Genomic DNA, 18003 nt, shown 5'->3' with positions numbered 1-18003 from the left:
GCTGCTAGGCTGTCGCCGAGGGAGGTCGGCATGGCGAAGAAGAAGAACGACCAGGGCTCGGGGCCGGAGACCATCGACACGGCCTTCTACGAGGCCGAGCTCTACCGGCTGCAGGTGGAGCTGGTGAAGCTGCAGGAGTGGATCAAGGCGCGGGGCAAGCGCGTGGTGGTGATCTTCGAGGGGCGCGACGCCGCCGGCAAGGGGGGCGTCATCACGCGCATCACCGAGGCGCTCAATCCGCGCATCTGCCGGGTGGTGGCCCTGGGCGTGCCCACCGAGCGCGAGCGGGGGCAGTGGTACTTCCAGCGCTACGTCGCCCAGCTGCCGGCCGCCGGCGAGCTGGTGCTCTTCGACCGCTCCTGGTACAACCGCGCCGGCGTGGAGCGGGTCATGGGCTTCTGCAGCGACGACGAGGTCCGCGAGTTCTACCGCAGCTGCCCGGAGTTCGAGCGCATGCTGGTGCGCGCGGGCACCCGCCTGATCAAGTACTGGTTCTCCATCAGCGACGACGAGCAGGAGCGCCGCTTCCAGGACCGCGCCAAGGACCCCGTCAAGCGCTGGAAGCTCAGCGCGATGGACCTGGAGTCCCGCCACTACTGGGAGGAGTACTCCCGCGCGAAGGACGAGATGTTCGCCGTGACGGACATCAAGCAGGCGCCCTGGTACGTGGTGAACGCGGACGTCAAGAAGCGCGCGCGGCTGAACACCATCCACCATCTGCTCAGCCTCTTCGACTACGAGGACCTGACGCCCGGCCGCATCCGCCTGCCCAAGCGCAGCAAGCCGTCGGGCTACGTGCGCCCGCCGCTGAGCGACCAGACCTTCGTCCCCGAGATCTACTGAGCCCGGGGCGACTCGCCGGTCGTGAGGGTGAAGCCCACGGTCCGCAGCTGGTCGCGCTCGCGCTGGAGATCGGCGCGCGTCAGGGGGTGGCGCCGCAGCCAGCCCGACGGGAAGCGCAGGGCGAGGCTGGTCTCGCCGGCCTTCACCCGCAGCGCGGGCAGCGGCTCGGGCTGGCGGCTGCGGTAGAGCAGCACGGCCAGGCGCAGGAGGATGCAGAGGCGCAGGCCCTCGTCCTGCCAGCTGGCGGGCAGGCCCGCGAAGAACTCCCGCAGCAGTCGACGGCGCTGCCCGCGCAGCATGGCCGCCAGCAGCGCCTGGCCCTCGGCGGAAAAGCCGGGCAACTCGCCGTTGGCCACGAGATAGGCCCCGTGGCGGTGGTAGTTGGAGTAGGCGACGGCCAGGCCGATCTCGTGCAGCGCCGCCGCCCAGCTCAGCAGGCGCCGGCTGCGCTCGGGCTCCAGCCCCCAGGGGACGGCCACGGCCTCCAGCAGCGCGTGGCAGGCGCTCTCCACGCGCTGCGACTGCTCCTGGTCCACGTGGTACTGCTCCACGAGCCGGCGGATGCTGCGATCCCGCGCGTCGCGGTGGTGGATGCGGCCGATGAGATCGTAGAGCACGCCCTCGCGCAGCGCCCCGGCCGACGGGCGCATGCTCTCGATGCGCAGGCTGCCGAAGCAGGCCATCAGCACGGCCAGGCCGCCGGGCAGCACCGCCCAGCGGTCGGGCCGCACCGCCTCGCTCTCGGGGCTCTCGGCCGCCAGGGCCGCCGTGGAGCCGTGGGCGAGCATCTCGTCCCGCAGGCGCTCGAGGCCCTCCCGCGTGATCAGCGGCCCGCCCCAGCCGCGGGCCGAGAGGATCTGGGCGATGGCGTTGATGGTCCCGCTCGACCCCAGGCACGAGACCCAGCCCAGCTTGCGCAGCGCCTCGCGGATGGGCCGCAGCTCCAGCGCGGCCGCGGTCTCGGCGGCGCGGAAGCGCTCGGCCTTGAGCGCGCCGTCGGGAAAGTGTCGCGCCGTCACGCTGACGCAGCCCAGCTGCTGGCTGAAGCCCACGAGGCTCTCGATGCCCTCGCCGATGATCAGCTCGGTGCTGCCGCCGCCGATGTCCACCACCAGGCGGCGCCGGGTCTCGAAGGGCGAGGTCTGCGCCACGCCCAGGTAGATGAGCCGCGCCTCCTCGTGCCCCGACAGCACCTCGATGGGCAGGCCCAGCGCGGCCTCGGCCGCGGCGCGGAAGGCGGCGGCGTCCCGCGCGCGGCGGAAGGTGTTGGTGCCCACCGCGCGCAGGAACCGGGGGTCCAGCGGACGCAGGCGCTGGCCGAACTGCTCGAGGCAGGCCAGCGCGCGGGCCTGGGAGTCGGGGGAGAGGTGCCGGTCGGCGTCCAGGCCCTCGGCCAGGCGCACGGGTTCGCGGAGGCGGTCCAGGACCTCCAGGTCGTAGCCCACGAAGCGGGCGATCACCATGTGGAAGCTGTTCGAGCCCAGGTCGACGGCGGCCACCGTCGGCACCTGGCCGGGCTCCCGGCGCGCGCCCGGGCCGTCGTAGGGGACGGGGTCGCGCTCCGCGTCCACGGGCTAGCGCCGCCCGAGCTGGCGCAGCTGGCTCGGGGCGAAGAGCCAGCGCAGCTCCCCCGCGTGCCCGCGGCTGCGGGCCACCAGCGCCGCGCCGGACTTCTTGAGGACGGTGAAGGGCTCGTCCACGCCCACCGCCGCGGCCAGGAGCAGGTCGAGATGGGGCCGGTGGCCCACCAGAACGTGAAGGCCGGGGCCGAGGGCGTCGGCCTTGGCGAGGGCCAGCTCCGGGTCCACCCAGTAGGCGAGTTCGGGCCACTCCTTCACGGCCCGCGGGTCGCCGCAGAGCACGTCCGCGGCGATCGAGGCCGTCTGGAGGGCGCGCAGCAGGGGACTCGCGTAGACGCCGGCCGGCTCGACCCCCAGGGCGCGCAGCCCCAGGGCGCAGTCGCGGGTGCGCCGCTCGCCCTCCGCGGTGAGCTGGCGCTGTTCCTCGGGGGGGCAGTCGGGGTCGTCGCGGTCGATGGCGATGCCGTGGCGCAGGAGCAGGAGTTCCATGGACGCTCCCTGGTTTTCGGGCTGCCCCACTCTAGCACGGCGCGGCGGCCCCGGGCAGGGGAAAGCAGGAAGGCGTGACAAGCGCGCCGGATGTGCCTAGAGTTGGGGGGGACGACGGGAGGTGACCATGGGGACCGACGCTCTCGGACCGCGGCTGGCGAGCCTGCGCCCCTCCCTCGAGGAGCGCTGCCGCGCGCTGGATCTCGACTTCACGCTGACGCAGCCACCGGGCGCCGTGCAGCTCGCGCCGGCCGCGGGCGACGCGCTCGGGGGCGGGCTCGAGGCCGCGCTGGCGGCCCTGCCGCGGCGCGCCGCCCATCGCACGGGCCGGGGACGTCTCGCGCTCGGCCTGGCGCTGACGCCGGCGGCCCAGCTCCGCGTGCTGCTCGAGGACGACCGCCCCGGCCTCCCCGTCCGCAGCCAGGGCGAGCTCTTCGCGGGACTCGAGGCCGACCCGCCCGCGCTTCCCGCCGACGACCTGCTGGGCCTCGGCCCGCTCAGCGCCGCCCTGGCGCCCCTGGGGCAGCGGCCGGACTTCCTCAGCAGCGCCCTCGGCAGCCTGCTCTGGTGGGACCTGCCCGTCGACCTCGAGGGTGCGGACGCAGGTCCGCGCGCGGCCGGCGCGGCGCCGCCGGGCTGGAGTCGACAGGCCGTCCTCGACCGGGCGGACCTCCTGCGGCGCCTGGGCGGCAACGCGGGGATCGCGGAGCGGGTGATCGCCGTCTTCCGGGAGGACGCGCCGGAGCAGCTCGCGTCGCTGCGCAAGGCGAAGGACCTGGAGACCCTGCGGCGGCTCTGTCACGGCCTCAAGGGGGCCGCGCGGAACGTCGGCGGGCTGATGCTCTCCGAGGTGGCGCGGGCGGGCGAGTGGGAGGCGTCGCGCGGGCGCGCGGACCGGGTGGCGGCCATCCTGCCGCGGCTGGACTGGGAGTTCGCGCGCCTGGAGGCGGCCTGGGAGCGCGGTCCCGTCACCCGGGGTTCGGACTAGAGCGACGAGGCCGCCGAGGGCTCGCCCGCGGCGCGCCGGCGGCGGGCGTCGCGCCAGCGCTGCCAGCGGTCCCCGAGGCCGAGCACGGGCCAGGCCAGCCAGCGCACGAAGAAGTAGTAGAGCGCCGGCATCATGAGCAGCAGCAGCACCGTGCTCGAGGCCAGTCCGCCGATCGACGAGAGCGCCAGGTTCTCCCAGATGTCCTTGGACTCGTTGTCCTGGAAGTGGATCAGGAGCGGCGCCAGACCCACGATGGTCGTGAGGCTGGTGAGCAGGATCGAGCGCAGGCGGATCCGCGTGCCCCGGTCCACGGCGCGGCGCAGCAGGTGGCGTCCCTCCTTGCGGGGCAGGTGCCGCAGGTCGCTGCCGCCGAGCTGGGCGCGCTGGCCGTCGAAGAGCGCTGCCTCCGCGCCGGGGTCGCCGCCGCGCAGGGCCTTGAGCGTGAGCGCCGCCTCCTCGCGGTAGCGGCTCACGAGCAGGATGGCGTTGTTCACGACGATTCCGAAGAGCAGCACGAGGCCGATCTGCGCCGACGAGTCGAACTCCGAGTGCGTCAGCCAGAAGATCAGCACGACGCCGACCATGGCCATGGGCAGCGAGAACAGCACCAGCAACGGCAGGCTCAGGCTCTCGAAGAGCGCGGCCAGCACGATGAAGATGAACACCGCCGCCAGCACCGCCATGAGCTTGAGCTGTCCCTCCTCCTCGTCGGTGAGGAACTCGCGCTCGGCCTCCTCGGCGTGGTAGCCGTAGGGGAGGTCCATGCCCTCCAGGGTGTTCTGGATCGTGGCCCGGCGCATGCGGTCGGTGCCCACGTACTCCCAGTTCAGGTTGATGGTGTAGCGCTGGTTCTCGCGCACCACCGTGCCCGCCGTGGGCACCTCCTCGATCGCGATGAGCTGGTCCAGCCGCACCTGTCCGCCACCGGGGAGCGGGACCAGCGTGCCCAGCAGATCGGCGTACTCGATGGTCTCCGCGCCCGCGTAGCTGAACTGCACGCGCTCCTGCTTGCCGTCGATGCGCATCTGCGTGGGGGTGTCCACGCGCAGCAGCAGGCGCAGCTGCAGCACCACGTCCAGCACGCTGAGCCCGCGGTCCGCCAGCTCCGCGCGATTCAGGGTGATGACGGTCTCGTCCTGCAGGCCGCGGTCGAAGCGGCGGCCGCTGGTGATGCGGGCCTTCCGCACGCGCCGGTTGCGCTCGAGCCGGGCCAGGGTCTTCTCGCCGATCTCGCTCAGCGTCTTCGAGTTGTAGCCCGACACCTCGATCGTGGAGTTGAACGACGAGCCGCCGAAGGAGCCCTTGAAGTAGGGCGTGTCGGAGAAGCCCGAGAGGAAGATGGAGCTGCCGCCCGTCCGGTCGGCCACCTCGATGAGCCGGTCGCGGAACATGATCGGCACCTCGGTGGCCCGGAGGCTGTCCTCGAAGGTGACGCTCAAGGTGGCCTGGTTGCCGAAGGAGTTGGCCTGGACGCGCGCGCCGGGGGGCACGGGCAGGAGCTGCTCCTCGAAGCCGCGCAGGATCTCGGCCGTGTAGCGCAGGTCGGTGCCGGCGGGCATCTGCAGGTAGAGGAAGAGCTGCTCGCGGTCGCGCATGCGGAAGAAGCCGCCCTTGATGACGCGGTTCTTGTAGACGTCCAGGCCCGTCCACAGGCAGAGCGCCACCAGGCCCGGCAGCAGGATCCACCAGAGCCGCTGCGTCCAGTGGACGAACTTCTCGAAGCGCCGCGGCGCCTCGTCCAGGTCGGGCAGCTCCTCGACGTAGGCCTCCAGCGCGTCCTCGTCCTCCAGCTCGCGATCGCCCGCCTGCTCGCGCTTGACCAGGGGCCCCGCCCAGGCCTGCTTGAGCACCACCGGGATCCAGCCGAAGGCGACGAAGAGCGAGGACATCAGGGCGGTGGCCACGGCGATGGCCAAGGGCACGTAGTAGAGCGAGAGGCGTCCCGACAGGAAGATGAAGGAGACGAAGGCCACCAGCGTGGTCAGCGTGGTGGCGAGGATGGGAAAGACCACCTCGTTCGTCCCCGCGAGGATGCTGCGCGTGGTCACGGCGAGCTTGGCGCGGCGGGTGAGCTGGCTCCAGCCGTCCTTGCGCAGGTTCTCCAGCCGGCGGTGCACGGAGTCCAGCACCAGGATGCTGTTGTCCAGCAGCAGGCCGAAGCTCACCGTCAGCCCGCTGATGGTGATGAAGTTCACCGAGAGCTTGAGGAAGTAGAAGAAGCTCAGGCTGATCAGGATGGCGAAGAAGATCGAACCCGTCACGATTGCGGTGAGCTTGACCTGGCGGAGGCTGATGGCCATGAGCAGGAAGAGCAGGCCCAGGATGACCAGGCTGCGATAGACCAGCTCCCAGAGCTTCTTCTCGAGATCCTCGCCCTGGTCGGACTCCACGTGGAAGTGCGCCTCGAAGGGCAGCGTGGCCTCGATGCCCGGCAGGGCGTCGCGCAACGCCTTGCTCACGGCCACGGTGTTGGCGCCGGAGCTCTTGTCCACCACGAGCTGCACCACGTTCTGGCCGTTGGCGCGCACGATGTTCAGCGGGTCCTCGTGTCCCGCCTCCAGCGTGGCCACCTCGCCCAGCCGGAAGATGCGCCCGGCGCGCCGCGCCACCTCGGCCTTCTCCAGCCGCAGCATGTCCAGCGGCTCGCGCAGGGAGATGGACTTCTCGAGGCCGTCGTCGTGGATCACCCCGGCGGCCGCGACCGCGTCCATGGCGCGGATCGCCTGCATGACCTGGTCGACGCTGAGGCCGTAGAGGTCCAGCTTGCGCTTGTCGAAGAGGATCTTCACCACCGGCCGCGAACCGCCTTGGATCGACGCGTCGGCCACGCCCTCGATGCCCAGGATGCGCGGCAGGACCCAGTCCTCCGCGCGCTGGCGCAGCGCGTTGGGCGGCAGCGGCGACTGGATGCTGGCGGCGAAGAACTGCTCGGTGCGGAAGTCCTCGGGCACGTAGGGCAGCACCTGGGGCGGCTGCGCGCCCAGGGGCAGATCGCGCCGCAGCGCGCCGAGCTGCTCGTTGATGTCCAGCTCGGCGAAGTCCAGGTTGACGTCCCGCCGGAAGGAGATCTCCACGCTGGAGCGGCCGGGCCGGCTCTCGGAGCGCACCGACTCCACCCCGTGCACCCGCCGCACCGCCTCTTCGATGGGCAGCGTCAGCGAGCGCTGGATCGCCTGCGGCGAGGCGCCGTTCCAGCTCGTCACCACGGAGATGGACGGCAGGTCCACCTCGGGCATGGCCTCGATCTTGAGCTTGGGCAGCGCGTAGAGACCCGTCACCACGAAGACGGTGAAGACCATCCAGGTGGTGACGGGCCGCCGCAGGAAGGGCCCGGTCACGGCCGCGCCTCCACGTCCTCGCGGCGCAGCTTGTGGGCGAGCATGTAGAAGAGCGGCGTGTAGAAGAGCGTGAGGGCGGTGGTGAGCGTGAGGCCGCCGATGATCGTCACCGCCAGCGGGCGCTGCAGCTGCTCGCCGCTGCCCATGCCGATGCCCATGGGCAGCATGGCCAGCACGGTGGTGACGCTCGTCATCAGGATCGGCCGCATGCGCAGCCGGCTGGCCTCGTAGATGGCCGCCATGCCGGCCATGCCCTCCTCGCGCAGGCGGCGGATGGTGTCCACCTTCACGATGGCGTCGTTCACGGCGATGCCCAGCAGCGCCAGCACGCCGATCAGCGAGAGGATGTTGATGCTGTTGCCGGTGATGCCGATGGCGATGATCGAGCCCGCCAGGCCGATGGGCAGCACCGCGGCGATGAGCAGCGGATCGAGGAAGGACTCGAACTGCGCCGCGAGGATCATGTAGACGAGCAGCACGGCCAGCACCATCGCCCAGCCCAGGGCGCGGAAGCTGTCGCGCATGGCCTGCTGCTCGCCGGCCTCGATGAGCTGCACGCCCTCGGGCAGCTCCAGTGCGTCGATGCGCTGGTGGACGTCGCGCCAGACGTCGTCCAGGTCGCGGCCCGCCAGCTGCCCGCTCAGCGTGACCATGCGGCGCTGGTTGTTGCGCAGCAGCTCGCGCAGGGGACGCTCCTCCTCCAGGTGGATCAGCTCGCCCAGGGGCACCGACTTGCCGCCGGGCAGCTCCACCGAGGCCGTCAGCGCCTCGCGCAGGTCGCGGCGCCGCTCGCGGGGCAGGCGCACGGCGATGTCCACGCGCTGGTCCACCTCGTTGAAGGTGGTGGCCACGACGCCGTCCACGCGGTTGCGCAGCTCGCGGGACACCAGGTCAGCGCTCAGGCCGCGGCGCAGGACCTCCTCGCGGTCGATGGTGGCCACGAGGTTGGGCGTGCCGAGCACGCGGTCCACCTTCAGCTCCACGAGCCCGGGCACCGTGGAAAGGGCGGGCATGAGGTCCTCGGCGGTGCGGGCGGCCACCGTTGCGTCCTCGGCGATGACGCCCAGGTTGAAGGGCGCGCCCTCCTTGCCGAGGATCTCGTTCAGGCCGACGCTCTCCTCCTGGAAGCTGCTGCGCACGCCGGGGATGGGGGCGATGTAGCCCTGCACGGCGGCCTGCAGGCGACCGAAGTCCTTGCGGTAGCTGCGGCCCGGTTTGAGCACGATGCGCTGCCGCACCGTGTGCGGGGCGGTGTACTCGTTCAGCGAGGCGAGCGTGTTCTCCGTGCGCCCCACCTGAGAGAAGACCGCGGCGACGGCTGGGTCGTCCTCCAGCCAGCTGCCCAGCCGTTCGCTGAAGGCCTGGGTCTCCTCGAGCGAGGTGCCCGGGGTCAGCTCGATCTCCAGGCCGATGTCGCCCACGGTGCTGGCCGGCATGAAGCTGCGGTGGAGCTCGAGGCCCCAGACGCCGCAGGCGGCCAGGCCCAGCACGAGCACCGTCAGCAGGAGGGCCGGGCGGGCCAGCGCCCGTTCGAGCAGCCGATGGTAGCCGTCGTGGAGGCGATCGAGTCCGGCCTGAAAGGCGCGGAAGAGGCCCCGCGGCGGTCCGAGACGCGCGGCGAGGATGCGCGCGGCGAGCGTGGGCTGCAGGAGCAGCGCCACGGCGATGGAGATGAGCAGCGAGAAGGTCACCGTGAGCGCCTGGTCGCGGAAGAAGGCGCCGGCGATGCCGGGGACGTAGACCACCGGGAAGAACACGGCGATGGTGGTGAGCGTGGCCGCCATCACGGGGCGCGCCATCTCGCTGGTGCCGCTGGCGGAGGCCGCGGCCACCAGACGCTTGCGCTCCATGCCCTCGGCGCGTGCCGTGGCGGGATCGCGGTCCAGGTGCCGCCGGATGTTCTCCAGCACCACGATGGCGTTGTCCACCAGCATGCCCGCGGCCAGGGACAGGCCGCCCAGGCTCATGAGGTTGAGCTTCACCTTGCCGAAGTAGAGCAGCGCGAAGGTGATCATGATGGAGATGGGAATCGCGAGTCCCACCACCACCGGGCTGCGGAAGTCGCTCAGGAAGAGGAACAGGACGAGGAAGGCCAACCCGGCGCCCAGCAGCAGCGACTGCGCCAGGCCCACGAAGGAGGCGCGGACGAAGTCCGCGTCGCGCGTCACGAAGGCGTACTTGAAGTCGGCGTAGCTGTCCTGCAGCACGCCCAGCGCCTCGTCCACCTTCGCGGCCACCTGCAGGGTGTTGGCCTCGGGCTCCTTGTAGAGCAGCACGGAGACCACCTGCTTGCCGCCCAGCAGCGTGACGCCGTCCGGGTCCTTGACGCCCTGGTAGACGCGGGCCACGTCGCCGATGCGCACGGTGTTGCCGCCCACGCTGGCGACGTCCGTGTCGCGGATCTGATCCAGGTCGCCGTACTCGCCGGCGATGCGCAGGCTCAGGGTCAGGGGACCCTGGCGCACCTGGCCGCCGGGAAAGCTGATGTTGCTGCGGGCCAGCGCCGCGCGCAGGTCCTCGAGCTCGAGGCCGAAGAGCGCGAGGCGGTCGGGATCGGGCTCCACGAGGATCTCGCGCTCGGCCGCGCCCACCACCTCGGCCTGGCTGAGGCCGTCCACCTGCTCCAGGGCGGGCTTGACCACCTCGCGGGCGAAGTCGCTGAGCTGCTCCAGGCGGCCCTCGCCCTCGAGCACCAGCACGCTCACGGGCCGCCCGGTGGGATCCCAGCGCAGGATGAGGGGGCGCTCGGCGGCGTCGGGGAAGTCGTCGCGATAGGCGACGCGATCCACGGCTTCTCTGAGATGCAGGTTGGCGAAGTCCATCTGCGTGCCCCACTCGTACTCCACCGTGACCGCGCTGATGCCCTCGCGCGTGCGCGACTTCACCGAGCGCACGCCGGGCAGCGCCGTGATGACCTCCTCCAGCGGCTGCGTGACGAGCCGCTCCAGCTCGCCCGCGGGGACGTCCGCGTAGTTGGTGATCACCGTGAGGCGGGGGTAGTTGATGGCGGGCAGCAGGTCCACGGGCAGGCGCCGATAGCTGAGCGCGCCGATCAGGACCAGCGCCAGGAAGAACATGCTGATCGCGACCGGCCTGCCGATGGCGCCGCGGATCACGGCGTGCCGTCCGCCGCGTCGAGCTTCCAGGGGCTCTTCGGATGCAGCGTGCGCTTGATCTTGACCTTGGCGCCGTGCGTCAGCGTGAGGTGATCCGACACCACCACGGGGTCGCCGGGCTCCAGGCTGCCGCCCTGCAGCACGCGCTTGATCTCCACGAACTGCTCGTTGCGCTCGCCCAGCTCGACGTAGAGCCACTGGGTCAGGCCGTCGGCCACCTTGAAGACCAGGGGACGGCCGTCGCGCGTGAGGACCGCCTCGCGCGGCACGAGCAGGCGGTCGGGCACGATCCGCCCGGCGATGGCCGCGCGCGTGAACATGCCCGGGCGGACGCGTCCGCTGGTGTTCTCCAGGCGCAGCAGGGCCGGGCAGCTGCGGCTGTCGGTCTCGAGCAGGGGGCTCACCACGTCCACCTTCACCTGCAGCGTCTCGGCCAGCGCGGGGAAGGCGAGCAGGGCGGGACGTCCCTCCTCGAGGGCGCCGAGATCGGACTCGAGGACGTTCACCTCGGCCTCGAGCCGGAGGTTGTCGGTGAGGGTGCAGAGGGTCTGGCCGGCCGTCACCCACTCGCCCGCGGCCAGGGTGAGGCCGCTGACCACGCCCGCGAAGGGCGCCCGCAGCTCGCAGCGCTCCAGGTTGAGCTGGGCGCGGTGCATGGCCGCGGCTGCCGCGCTGACGCCGGTGCGGGCCGCGGCGATCTCGCCGCGGTAGGCGCCGCTGCGGATCGCGTCCACCTGGCTGTCCAGGTCGTCGCCCAGGGCGGGAAGCTTGGCGCCGTCCGCCAGGGCGGAGTCGCCCTCCTCGACGCTCAGCGTGCCCAGCGCGCGCAGGTAGGCGCTGCGCGACTCCTCGTAGGCCACCTTGTAGTCGCGGGGGTCGAGGCGGACGAGCAGCTGGCCACGCTTGACCCGGTCGCCCTCCTTCACGGCCACGCTGGCCACGGTGCCCGCCACCTCGGGGCGGATCTCCGTCTGGCTGCGCGCGCGCACGGTGCCCTCGGCGAGGATGGGCAGCACCAGGTCGCCGCGAATGGTCTCGGCCACCGTGACGGAGCTGGTCTTGCTGGAGCCCTTGGCGTCTTCGTCATTGTCGTCTTGGGTGTCCACGCTGTCGCTCGCGGCCGCCGCGACGGCGGTGCTGTCCGGCGCGGACGCATCACCGCCGCCGGGGAACTTGCAGGCGCCGAGCCCGAGCGCCAGCAGGGCCATGAGGGACAGGGCGACGACGCGGCGACGCGGGCCGAGGGGCCCGCGTCGCAGAGTGTTGTCGTCGAAGGAAAGGGCGGTGTCCGCGACCCGACGCATCTCAGCCTCCCAGCACGTCAGCAGGCAGTTCGTAGCAGATGATGCTCATGGGCTCGGCATCGTCGAGCGCCTCGTCGTCGGCGCCGCCGCCCTGAGCGGCCATCGCGGCCGAGAGCAGATCGGTGACCACGTAGAGACGATTGCCGATGAAGAAGTAGCCGTCGGTGCGCGGGTTGCCCTTGCCCTTGAGCGTGATCTCGCGCTGGTAGCGGCCCTGGCCGTCGTAGAGGTCGAAGACGCCGATCACGCCGTCGTCCAGGCCCATGGCGCCTCGGCTCGGGTTGATCAGCAGGTTGCCGTTGTCGAGCGGGTAGACGCGGAAGACGTCCTGGTCCACGTCGCTGATCTCCATCTTGGCGTTGGGCACCTGGCGGGTGAACGCCTCGAAGATCTTGCTGACGCGCGCGACCTCCTCGGCCGTGCGCTGCCGATGCTTGTAGTCGCGGGTGATCACGTGGTCCACCTTGCCGTCCGGCGTCCACACGGTGAGGCGGTAGTCGCCCCAGCTCTCGTTGGCCACCACGCGACCATCGGGGAACATGCCCCAGCGGTTCTGCCAGGCGTCCCAGATCTTCTCGTCGATGATCGCGTTGGAGAACTCCATGGTGCGGTCGCCGGTGGCGAAGGTGTGGAGGATCTTGCCCTCGGCGTCCACCTGCACCAGCGAGCTGTGCTGCGTGAACTTGCCCTCCTGGAATTCGTTCCAGGCCAGCACGATCGTCTCCGTGTCGCCGCTGCTCATCGCGCCCATGATGATCGCGAAGCCGGCGCCCTCGGGCAGGGGGACGGGGCGCTCGCCGGCGGGGGTGCCGTCGGGGGAGAGCAGCACGATCTTGGCCGGGGCCAGCTGCGCGACGGCCACGGTGCCGTCCTTGAGCAGGAAGAGCCCATTGGCGCCGCGGAACTCGCCGGGGCCCTCGCCCTCGCGGCCGATGCTGCGGATGAACTCGCCGTCGGCGCTGTAGAGCTTGACCTCGTTGAGCTGGGCGTCCAGCACGTAGAGGTTGCCGTCGTCATCGGCGACGATGCGCGCGATGAGGCCGAAGAACTCATCCTCGTCGTCGGTGTCGCCGCCGAGGGTCCAGGTGGGCTTCAGCTCCAGGGTTTTCGCGCCCTGGGCCGGCGTGGCGGGATTGTGGACGACCGTGACGCCGTTCTCCTGGCCCATGCTGCCCTGCCAGTCGGCGGCGGCGGGCCCGGCGAGGAGCAGGCAGATCAGCCCCGCGCTGAGCCAGTGCAGCGCTCGCCGTGTGGTCGTGGGGGTGCTCGGACGTGATGACATCGTGACACTTCTCCGGGTTGGGGCCTCGCGACTGGAGGTCCGTCGGGAATCGTTAAGTGGGTACGCGCGGGGAGTTACCGGGCCAGCGTACGGATTATTCGAGCTCCTGTTCCACCCCAAAGTGCAATGGGACGTCCGAGGGGGCGATCAGCCCTTGAGTTGTGGCCGACGATTTCCCACACTGAGCCCGGACCCCGCGGCGGCGACGGGCCGCCGGCGGCCACCCCAACACCCGTCCCCAGGGAGGGAGCATGCTCAGCAAGGCCATGGAAGCCGCGCTCAACGATCAGGTGAAGAACGAGCTCTATTCGGCCTACCTCTACCTGGCCATGGCGGCCTGGTTCGAGGAGCGGAATCTCAGTGGCTTCGCCCACTGGATGCGGCTGCAGAACCAGGAAGAGACCCTCCACGCCATGAAGCTCTTCGACTACATCCTCGAGCGGGGCGGGCAGGTGCGCCTGGGCGAGATCGACGCGCCCCCGAGCGACTGGGCCAACTCCTTGGAAGTCTTCGAGTTCACGATGGAGCACGAGCAGTCGGTGACCACCTCGATCAACAAGCTGGTGGACCTGGCGATCAAGGAGTCCGACCACGCCAGCAACGCCCATCTCCAGTGGTTCGTGAACGAGCAGGTGGAGGAGGAGGCCTCGGTGGACGCCGTGGTCAAGCAGCTGCGCCTGGTGGGGGACGCGGGGCACGCGCTGTTCATGATCGACCGGGAGCTGAGTCAGCGCAGCGCGGCCGGCGCAGCCCCGAGCGGGGGCAGCGCCACCTAGAACGCGAAAGCCCCCCAGCACTTCTGCCGAGGGGCTTCTGCACTTAGGCGAGGGCAGGCTCCTGTCGAGCGCCGTCCGCCCGCGGTCGTGATCGCTCTTTGGCCGAGTGCCTCTGCGCGAGCCCCTAACTCCAGCGCAGCAGCAGCGAGCTGGGATCGAGCTCCAGGTGGAGATCGGCCAGCTCCGTGTTCTCGTGGTCCTTCACGATGATCAGCTTCACGTGGTCGGCCTTGGGCTCCAGGCGCACGATCACCGAGATGTGCGCGTCGAAGCGCGCCACCTCGTCGGGGACGTCGCGGCTGTCGCGCCCCTGGCCCTCGCGGTGCCGCAGGGCCGTCACCCAGAGCTCCACCTGGTGCTTCTCGGCCATGGCCTTGAGGGCGGCGATCTCCGTGTCGGCGACCGTGGCGAAGTCCGGGTAGCCGTCGAGGACGATGGCCTCGGGCTTGAACGCCGCGTGCTCGGCCAGGAAGCCGAGGCTGCGCTCCAGGTGCTCGAGGCTGAACTCGCTCAGGCCGCGGTAGCTGAGGACGTGGCGGTTGCGCTCCACGGCCAGGCGGGTCTCGGCGACGTCCTCCAGCTTCTGGCTGCGGGACAGCTCCTGGAAGACCTCGTCGTAGAAGCCCAGCACGCGCTCCACGCTGTGCTGCAGCGTGACGTGCAGGACGGGCCGCTCGCGCATGAGGTCGTCGAGGGCGATGTCCGTGAGGAAGGCCGTCTTGCCGACGCCCTTGCGGCTGGTGACGACGCCGATGTTCCCCTTGCCCAGCCCCCCGTGGAGGGAGCGCTCGAAGACGCGCAGCGGACTGCGCTTGTTCAACTGCTTGCGGTAGACCACGACGCTCCCTTTCTACTTGTTGCCGGCCTGGCGCTTCTCGAGGAACACCTTGCGCAGACCCTCGGCCACCTCGTTCGGGGCCGGCGCGTAGCGCTTGAACTCCATGGTGAAGTTCGCCTTGCCCTGGGTGGACGAGCGCAGCACGGTCGCGTAGCCGAACATCTCGGCCAGGGGCACCTCGGCGTCGATGCGCACGAAGTCGTCGTCCTCGGTGGTGCCCAGCACGATGGCGCGGCGCTGCATCAGCGTGCCCATGGTGTCGCCCTGGAACTCGCGGGGGGTCTCCACCGACACCAGCATCAGCGGCTCCAGCACCTTGGGGCCGGTCTTGGGATAGTACTCGCGGAACGCGCCGCGGGCGGTCTCCTGGAAGGCGTTGTCGGAGGAGTCCACCGCGTGGTAGCCGCCGTCCACCAGGGTCACCTTGAGGTTCACCACCGGGGCGCCGATGTGCAGGCCCTTGACCAGCATGCTGCGGAAGCCCTTCTCCACCGCGCCGATGTACTCGGTCGGGATGTTGCCGCCCGTCACCTGGTTCTCGAAGTCGAAGTCGCTGTCGGTCCAGGGCTCGAGGCGTCCCAGCACCTTGCCGTACTGGCCCGAGCCGCCGGTCTGCTTCTTGTGGACGAAGTCGAAGTCCACGGCCCTGCCCGGCGTCTCGCGGTAGGCCACCTGGGGCGGGCTGGTCTCGACCTCCGCCTTGTACTCGCGCTTCATGCGCTCGAGGTAGACGTCCAGATGCAGCTCGCCCATGCCCTTGATGATCGTGTCGCCGGTCTCCGGGTCGGCCGCCACCTGGAAGGTGGGGTCCTCCTTGGAGAAGCGCTGGATGGCCTTGGACATGGAATCCTGCGCCTTCTTGTCCTTGGGCTTGATGGCCAGGCTGATCACCGGCTCCGGCACGTGCATGCTGGCCATGGAGGCGAGCAGGGTGCCGTCGGTGAAGCTGTCGCCGGAGGCGCAGTCGATGCCGAAGAGCGCGATGATGTCGCCCGCGCTCGCGCCCTCGATGTCCTCCATCGTGCTCGCGTGCATGCGCACCAGACGGCCCACCTTGACCTTCTTGCCCGTGCGCACGTTGACCAGCGTGTCGCCCTTGCGCAGCGTGCCCTGGTAGAGCCGGATGTAGGTCAGCTGGCCGTAGAGGCCGTCCTCCAGCTTGAAGGCCAGCGCGAGCAGGGGGTCGGACGGGTCGTTGCTCACGACGAACTTGCTCTCGCCGTTCTCCTTGTCCAGGCGCAGCGCCTCGTTCTCCACCTCGGTGGGATCGGGGAGGTAGCGCACCAGGCCGTCCATCAGGAGCTGGACGCCGCGGTTCTTGTAGGCCGAGCCCAGGAAGACCGGCGTCAGCTCGCGGGCCAGCACGCCCTTGCGGACGGCGGCGTGAAGCATCTCGGGGCTGACGGCGTCCGCGCCCTCGAGCGCGGTCTCCATGAGCGCGTCGTCGAACATGGAGGCGGCGTCCACCAGGATCTCCCGGCGGGTTTCGGCCTCGGGCAGCAGCGTCGCCGGAATCGGCTCGCGGCGGATGTGCTCGCCGTTGGCGCCGTCGAAGTAGACGGCCTCCATGGTCACCAGATCCACGACGCCCTGGTGGTCCGCCTCCAGGCCGATGGGAATCTGCATCATCACCGCGTTGTGCCCGAGCTTCTCGCGGAGCTGCTCGGTCACGCGCGCCGGGTTGGCGCCGGAGCGGTCGCACTTGTTGACGAAGGCCACCCGGGGCACCTTGTAGCGCCGCATCTGCCGGTCCACGGTGATGGACTGGCTCTGCACGCCGGCCACCGAGCAGAGGACGAGCACCGCGCCGTCCAGCACGCGCAGGGCGCGCTCCACCTCGATGGTGAAGTCCACGTGTCCCGGCGTGTCGATGATGTTGATGCGGTGACCGCCCCACTCCACGTGGGTGGCCGCCGACGCGATGGTGATGCCCCGCTCGCGCTCGAGCTCCATGGAGTCCATGGTGGCGCCCACGCCATCCTTGCCCCGCACCTCGTGGATCGCGTGGATCCGGTTGGTATAGAACAGGATCCGCTCGGTCAGCGTGGTCTTGCCCGAGTCGATGTGCGCACTGATCCCGATATTGCGGAGCTTCGACAGCTCTCCGTTCATGATCCGCTCCTGTATCCCATTGATTTTCCGCCGGTTGGGGCCAAAGGCGGCAGGCCCGGGCGGGAGACGGCAAGATAGGGGCTGTGTGGCCGTGCGCAAGGGCAGAAGCGCAATTTTTTCAGGATCTTTCCGTCTCCTCCGGGGCCTCGGCCGGCGATTCCTGCTCGGGTCTCGCGGACGGCGACGGCATCGCGTCGGCGCTTTCCGGGACCGGCCCCAGCCAGTCCTTGAAGGCCACGCCGTAGATCTCCCAGACCGTCACGAAGAGCGCCGCCAGGATCGGCCCCACGATGAAGCCGAGCACCCCGAATAGCGTGATGCCCCCCAGGGTGCCGAAGAGGATGAGCAGTTCGTGCATCTGCGTGTCCCGTCCCACGAGACGGGGGCGGAGGAGGTTGTCCACGCTGCCCACCACCAGTCCGCAGAAGAGCATGAGGCCGACGCCCGCCCCCACGCGCCCCGAGGCGAGGAGGATCACGCCCGCCGGCACCCAGACCAGCGCCGTGCCGATGCCGGGGATGACCGAGAGCAGGGTCATCACCGTGCCCCAGAAGACGGCGCCCTCGATCCCCAGCACCGCGAAGGCCGCCCCGGCCAGGGCGCCCTGCGCCAGGCCGATGAGCAGCGTGCCCTTGAGCGTGGCGCGCGTGACGGAGGTGAACTTGTCCACCATGCGGCGCTCGTCCTCGGCCTCCAGGGGCATGTAGTAGAGGATGCGACGGAGCAGCGGGCCGCCGTCCATGAGGAAGAAGAAGAGCGCGTAGAGCAGCAGGCCGAGGTGGAAGAGGAAGCTGACCGTGCCGCGGGTCGTGGCCTGCAGGCTGTCGAAGAGGAAGCTGCCCAGGCTGCCCACCAGCGCGCCCGCCTTCTGGAAGATCTGCTCCCGGTAGGGGGTGAGCTGCCCCAGCAAGGGCAGGCCCTGCAGGCGATCGAGGATGAGATCGGGGTGCTGCAGCCGCGTCTCCACCCAGGGCCGCGCGCTCTGCGCGATCTGGTAGGCCTCGCCGGCCACCACGCCCAGCAGCAGGCCCAGGGGCACCAGCACCACCAGCAGCAGGATGACGAGCGTCACCGCGCTGGCCAGCGCGCGCCGCTGCCCCAGGCGCCGCAGCAGGCGGCGGTAGAGCGGGCTGGCCATGCCCGCCGCGATCGCGGCCAGCAGCAGCGTGAGCAGGAAGGCCCGGATCATGGCCAGGAAGAGGCCCGAGATGAGCGCCAGCAGCAGGAGCAGGAAGACCAGGCTGAAGCGGCGATGGGTCATGGCGGCAGCCTAGCCCAAGGCCGGGGCCGAGGCCAGCGGGAAAGCGTCGAGGCGCAAGCGTCCCCGTTGCAGGGGC

At 70.6% G+C, this 18003-nt stretch carries 12 protein-coding genes; 3 read left to right on the top strand and 9 right to left on the bottom strand.

Annotation, left to right across the window (positions count from 1 at the left end; genetic code table 11):
* Nucleotides 1-30: 30 nt before the first annotated feature.
* On the top strand, nt 31-843 hold the full coding sequence (gene ppk2 / locus H6693_09180) for a polyphosphate kinase 2 (GenBank protein ID MCB9516356.1): 813 nt from the start codon (nt 31-33) through the stop codon (nt 841-843).
* Here the strand turns inward: ppk2 and H6693_09175 are convergent.
* Together H6693_09175 and H6693_09170 are read right to left on the bottom strand one after the other, a co-directional pair.
* A complete protein-coding gene (locus tag H6693_09175) occupies nt 837-2306 on the bottom strand; it encodes an exopolyphosphatase (GenBank protein ID MCB9516355.1) in 1470 nt (489 codons plus the stop codon). The two genes, ppk2 and H6693_09175, sit on opposite strands and share 7 nt — an antisense overlap.
* A 111-nt stretch (nt 2307-2417) precedes the next feature.
* Nucleotides 2418-2912 (bottom strand): histidine phosphatase family protein, encoded by a 495-nt coding sequence (locus H6693_09170; protein MCB9516354.1) that lies wholly within the window; start codon nt 2910-2912, stop codon nt 2418-2420.
* 127 nt (nt 2913-3039) lie between these two features.
* On the opposite strand from H6693_09170, the gene H6693_09165 reads away from it, so the two are divergent.
* A complete protein-coding gene (locus H6693_09165) occupies nt 3040-3900 on the top strand; it encodes an Hpt domain-containing protein (GenBank protein ID MCB9516353.1) in 861 nt (286 codons plus the stop codon).
* Here H6693_09165 and H6693_09160 read toward each other — a convergent pair.
* The 4 genes from H6693_09160 to H6693_09145 are packed head-to-tail and all read right to left on the bottom strand — an operon-like array spanning nt 3897 to nt 12940.
* Nucleotides 3897-7238 carry an efflux RND transporter permease subunit gene (locus tag H6693_09160; protein ID MCB9516352.1) on the bottom strand — a complete coding sequence of 1114 codons (3342 nt, stop codon included), beginning with the start codon at nt 7236-7238 and terminating at the stop codon, nt 3897-3899. The genes H6693_09165 and H6693_09160 overlap by 4 nt on opposite strands.
* Nucleotides 7235-10354 carry an efflux RND transporter permease subunit gene (locus H6693_09155; protein ID MCB9516351.1) on the bottom strand — a complete coding sequence of 1040 codons (3120 nt, stop codon included), beginning with the start codon at nt 10352-10354 and terminating at the stop codon, nt 7235-7237. Before H6693_09155 ends, H6693_09160 begins: the two co-directional genes overlap by 4 nt.
* Complete coding sequence (locus tag H6693_09150; GenBank protein ID MCB9516350.1) at nt 10351-11658, bottom strand: efflux RND transporter periplasmic adaptor subunit; 1308 nt, start codon at nt 11656-11658, stop codon at nt 10351-10353. The genes H6693_09155 and H6693_09150 overlap by 4 nt, the downstream gene beginning before the upstream one ends.
* A 1-nt stretch (nt 11659) precedes the next feature.
* Nucleotides 11660-12940, bottom strand: a complete 1281-nt coding sequence (locus H6693_09145; GenBank protein MCB9516349.1) for a 6-bladed beta-propeller — start codon at nt 12938-12940, stop codon at nt 11660-11662.
* Nucleotides 12941-13191: 251 nt separating this feature from the next.
* Between H6693_09145 and H6693_09140 the strand changes: the two genes are divergently transcribed.
* Nucleotides 13192-13716 (top strand): ferritin, encoded by a 525-nt coding sequence (locus H6693_09140; GenBank protein MCB9516348.1) that lies wholly within the window; start codon nt 13192-13194, stop codon nt 13714-13716.
* Nucleotides 13717-13840: 124 nt separating this feature from the next.
* On the opposite strand, the gene H6693_09135 is transcribed toward H6693_09140, so the two are convergent.
* The 3 genes from H6693_09135 to H6693_09125 all read right to left on the bottom strand — a co-directional run bounded on the left by H6693_09135 (nt 13841) and on the right by H6693_09125 (nt 17927).
* The gene (locus H6693_09135) at nt 13841-14554 is read right to left on the bottom strand and encodes a hypothetical protein (protein ID MCB9516347.1); all 714 of its coding nucleotides are present in this window, start codon (nt 14552-14554) and stop codon (nt 13841-13843) included.
* A gap of 12 nt (nt 14555-14566) precedes the next feature.
* On the bottom strand, nt 14567-16666 hold the full coding sequence (locus H6693_09130; protein MCB9516346.1) for an elongation factor G: 2100 nt from the start codon (nt 16664-16666) through the stop codon (nt 14567-14569).
* A 118-nt stretch (nt 16667-16784) separates the two neighbouring features.
* The gene (locus tag H6693_09125) at nt 16785-17927 is read right to left on the bottom strand and encodes an AI-2E family transporter (protein ID MCB9516345.1); all 1143 of its coding nucleotides are present in this window, start codon (nt 17925-17927) and stop codon (nt 16785-16787) included.
* Between the last annotated feature and the right edge of the window lie 76 nt (nt 17928-18003).

It is taken from the genome of Candidatus Latescibacterota bacterium, from assembly GCA_020633725.1.
Taxonomy (GTDB): domain Bacteria; phylum Krumholzibacteriota; class Krumholzibacteriia; order JACNKJ01; family JACNKJ01; genus VGXI01.
This window is presented reverse-complemented; position numbering and strand designations above follow the sequence as displayed.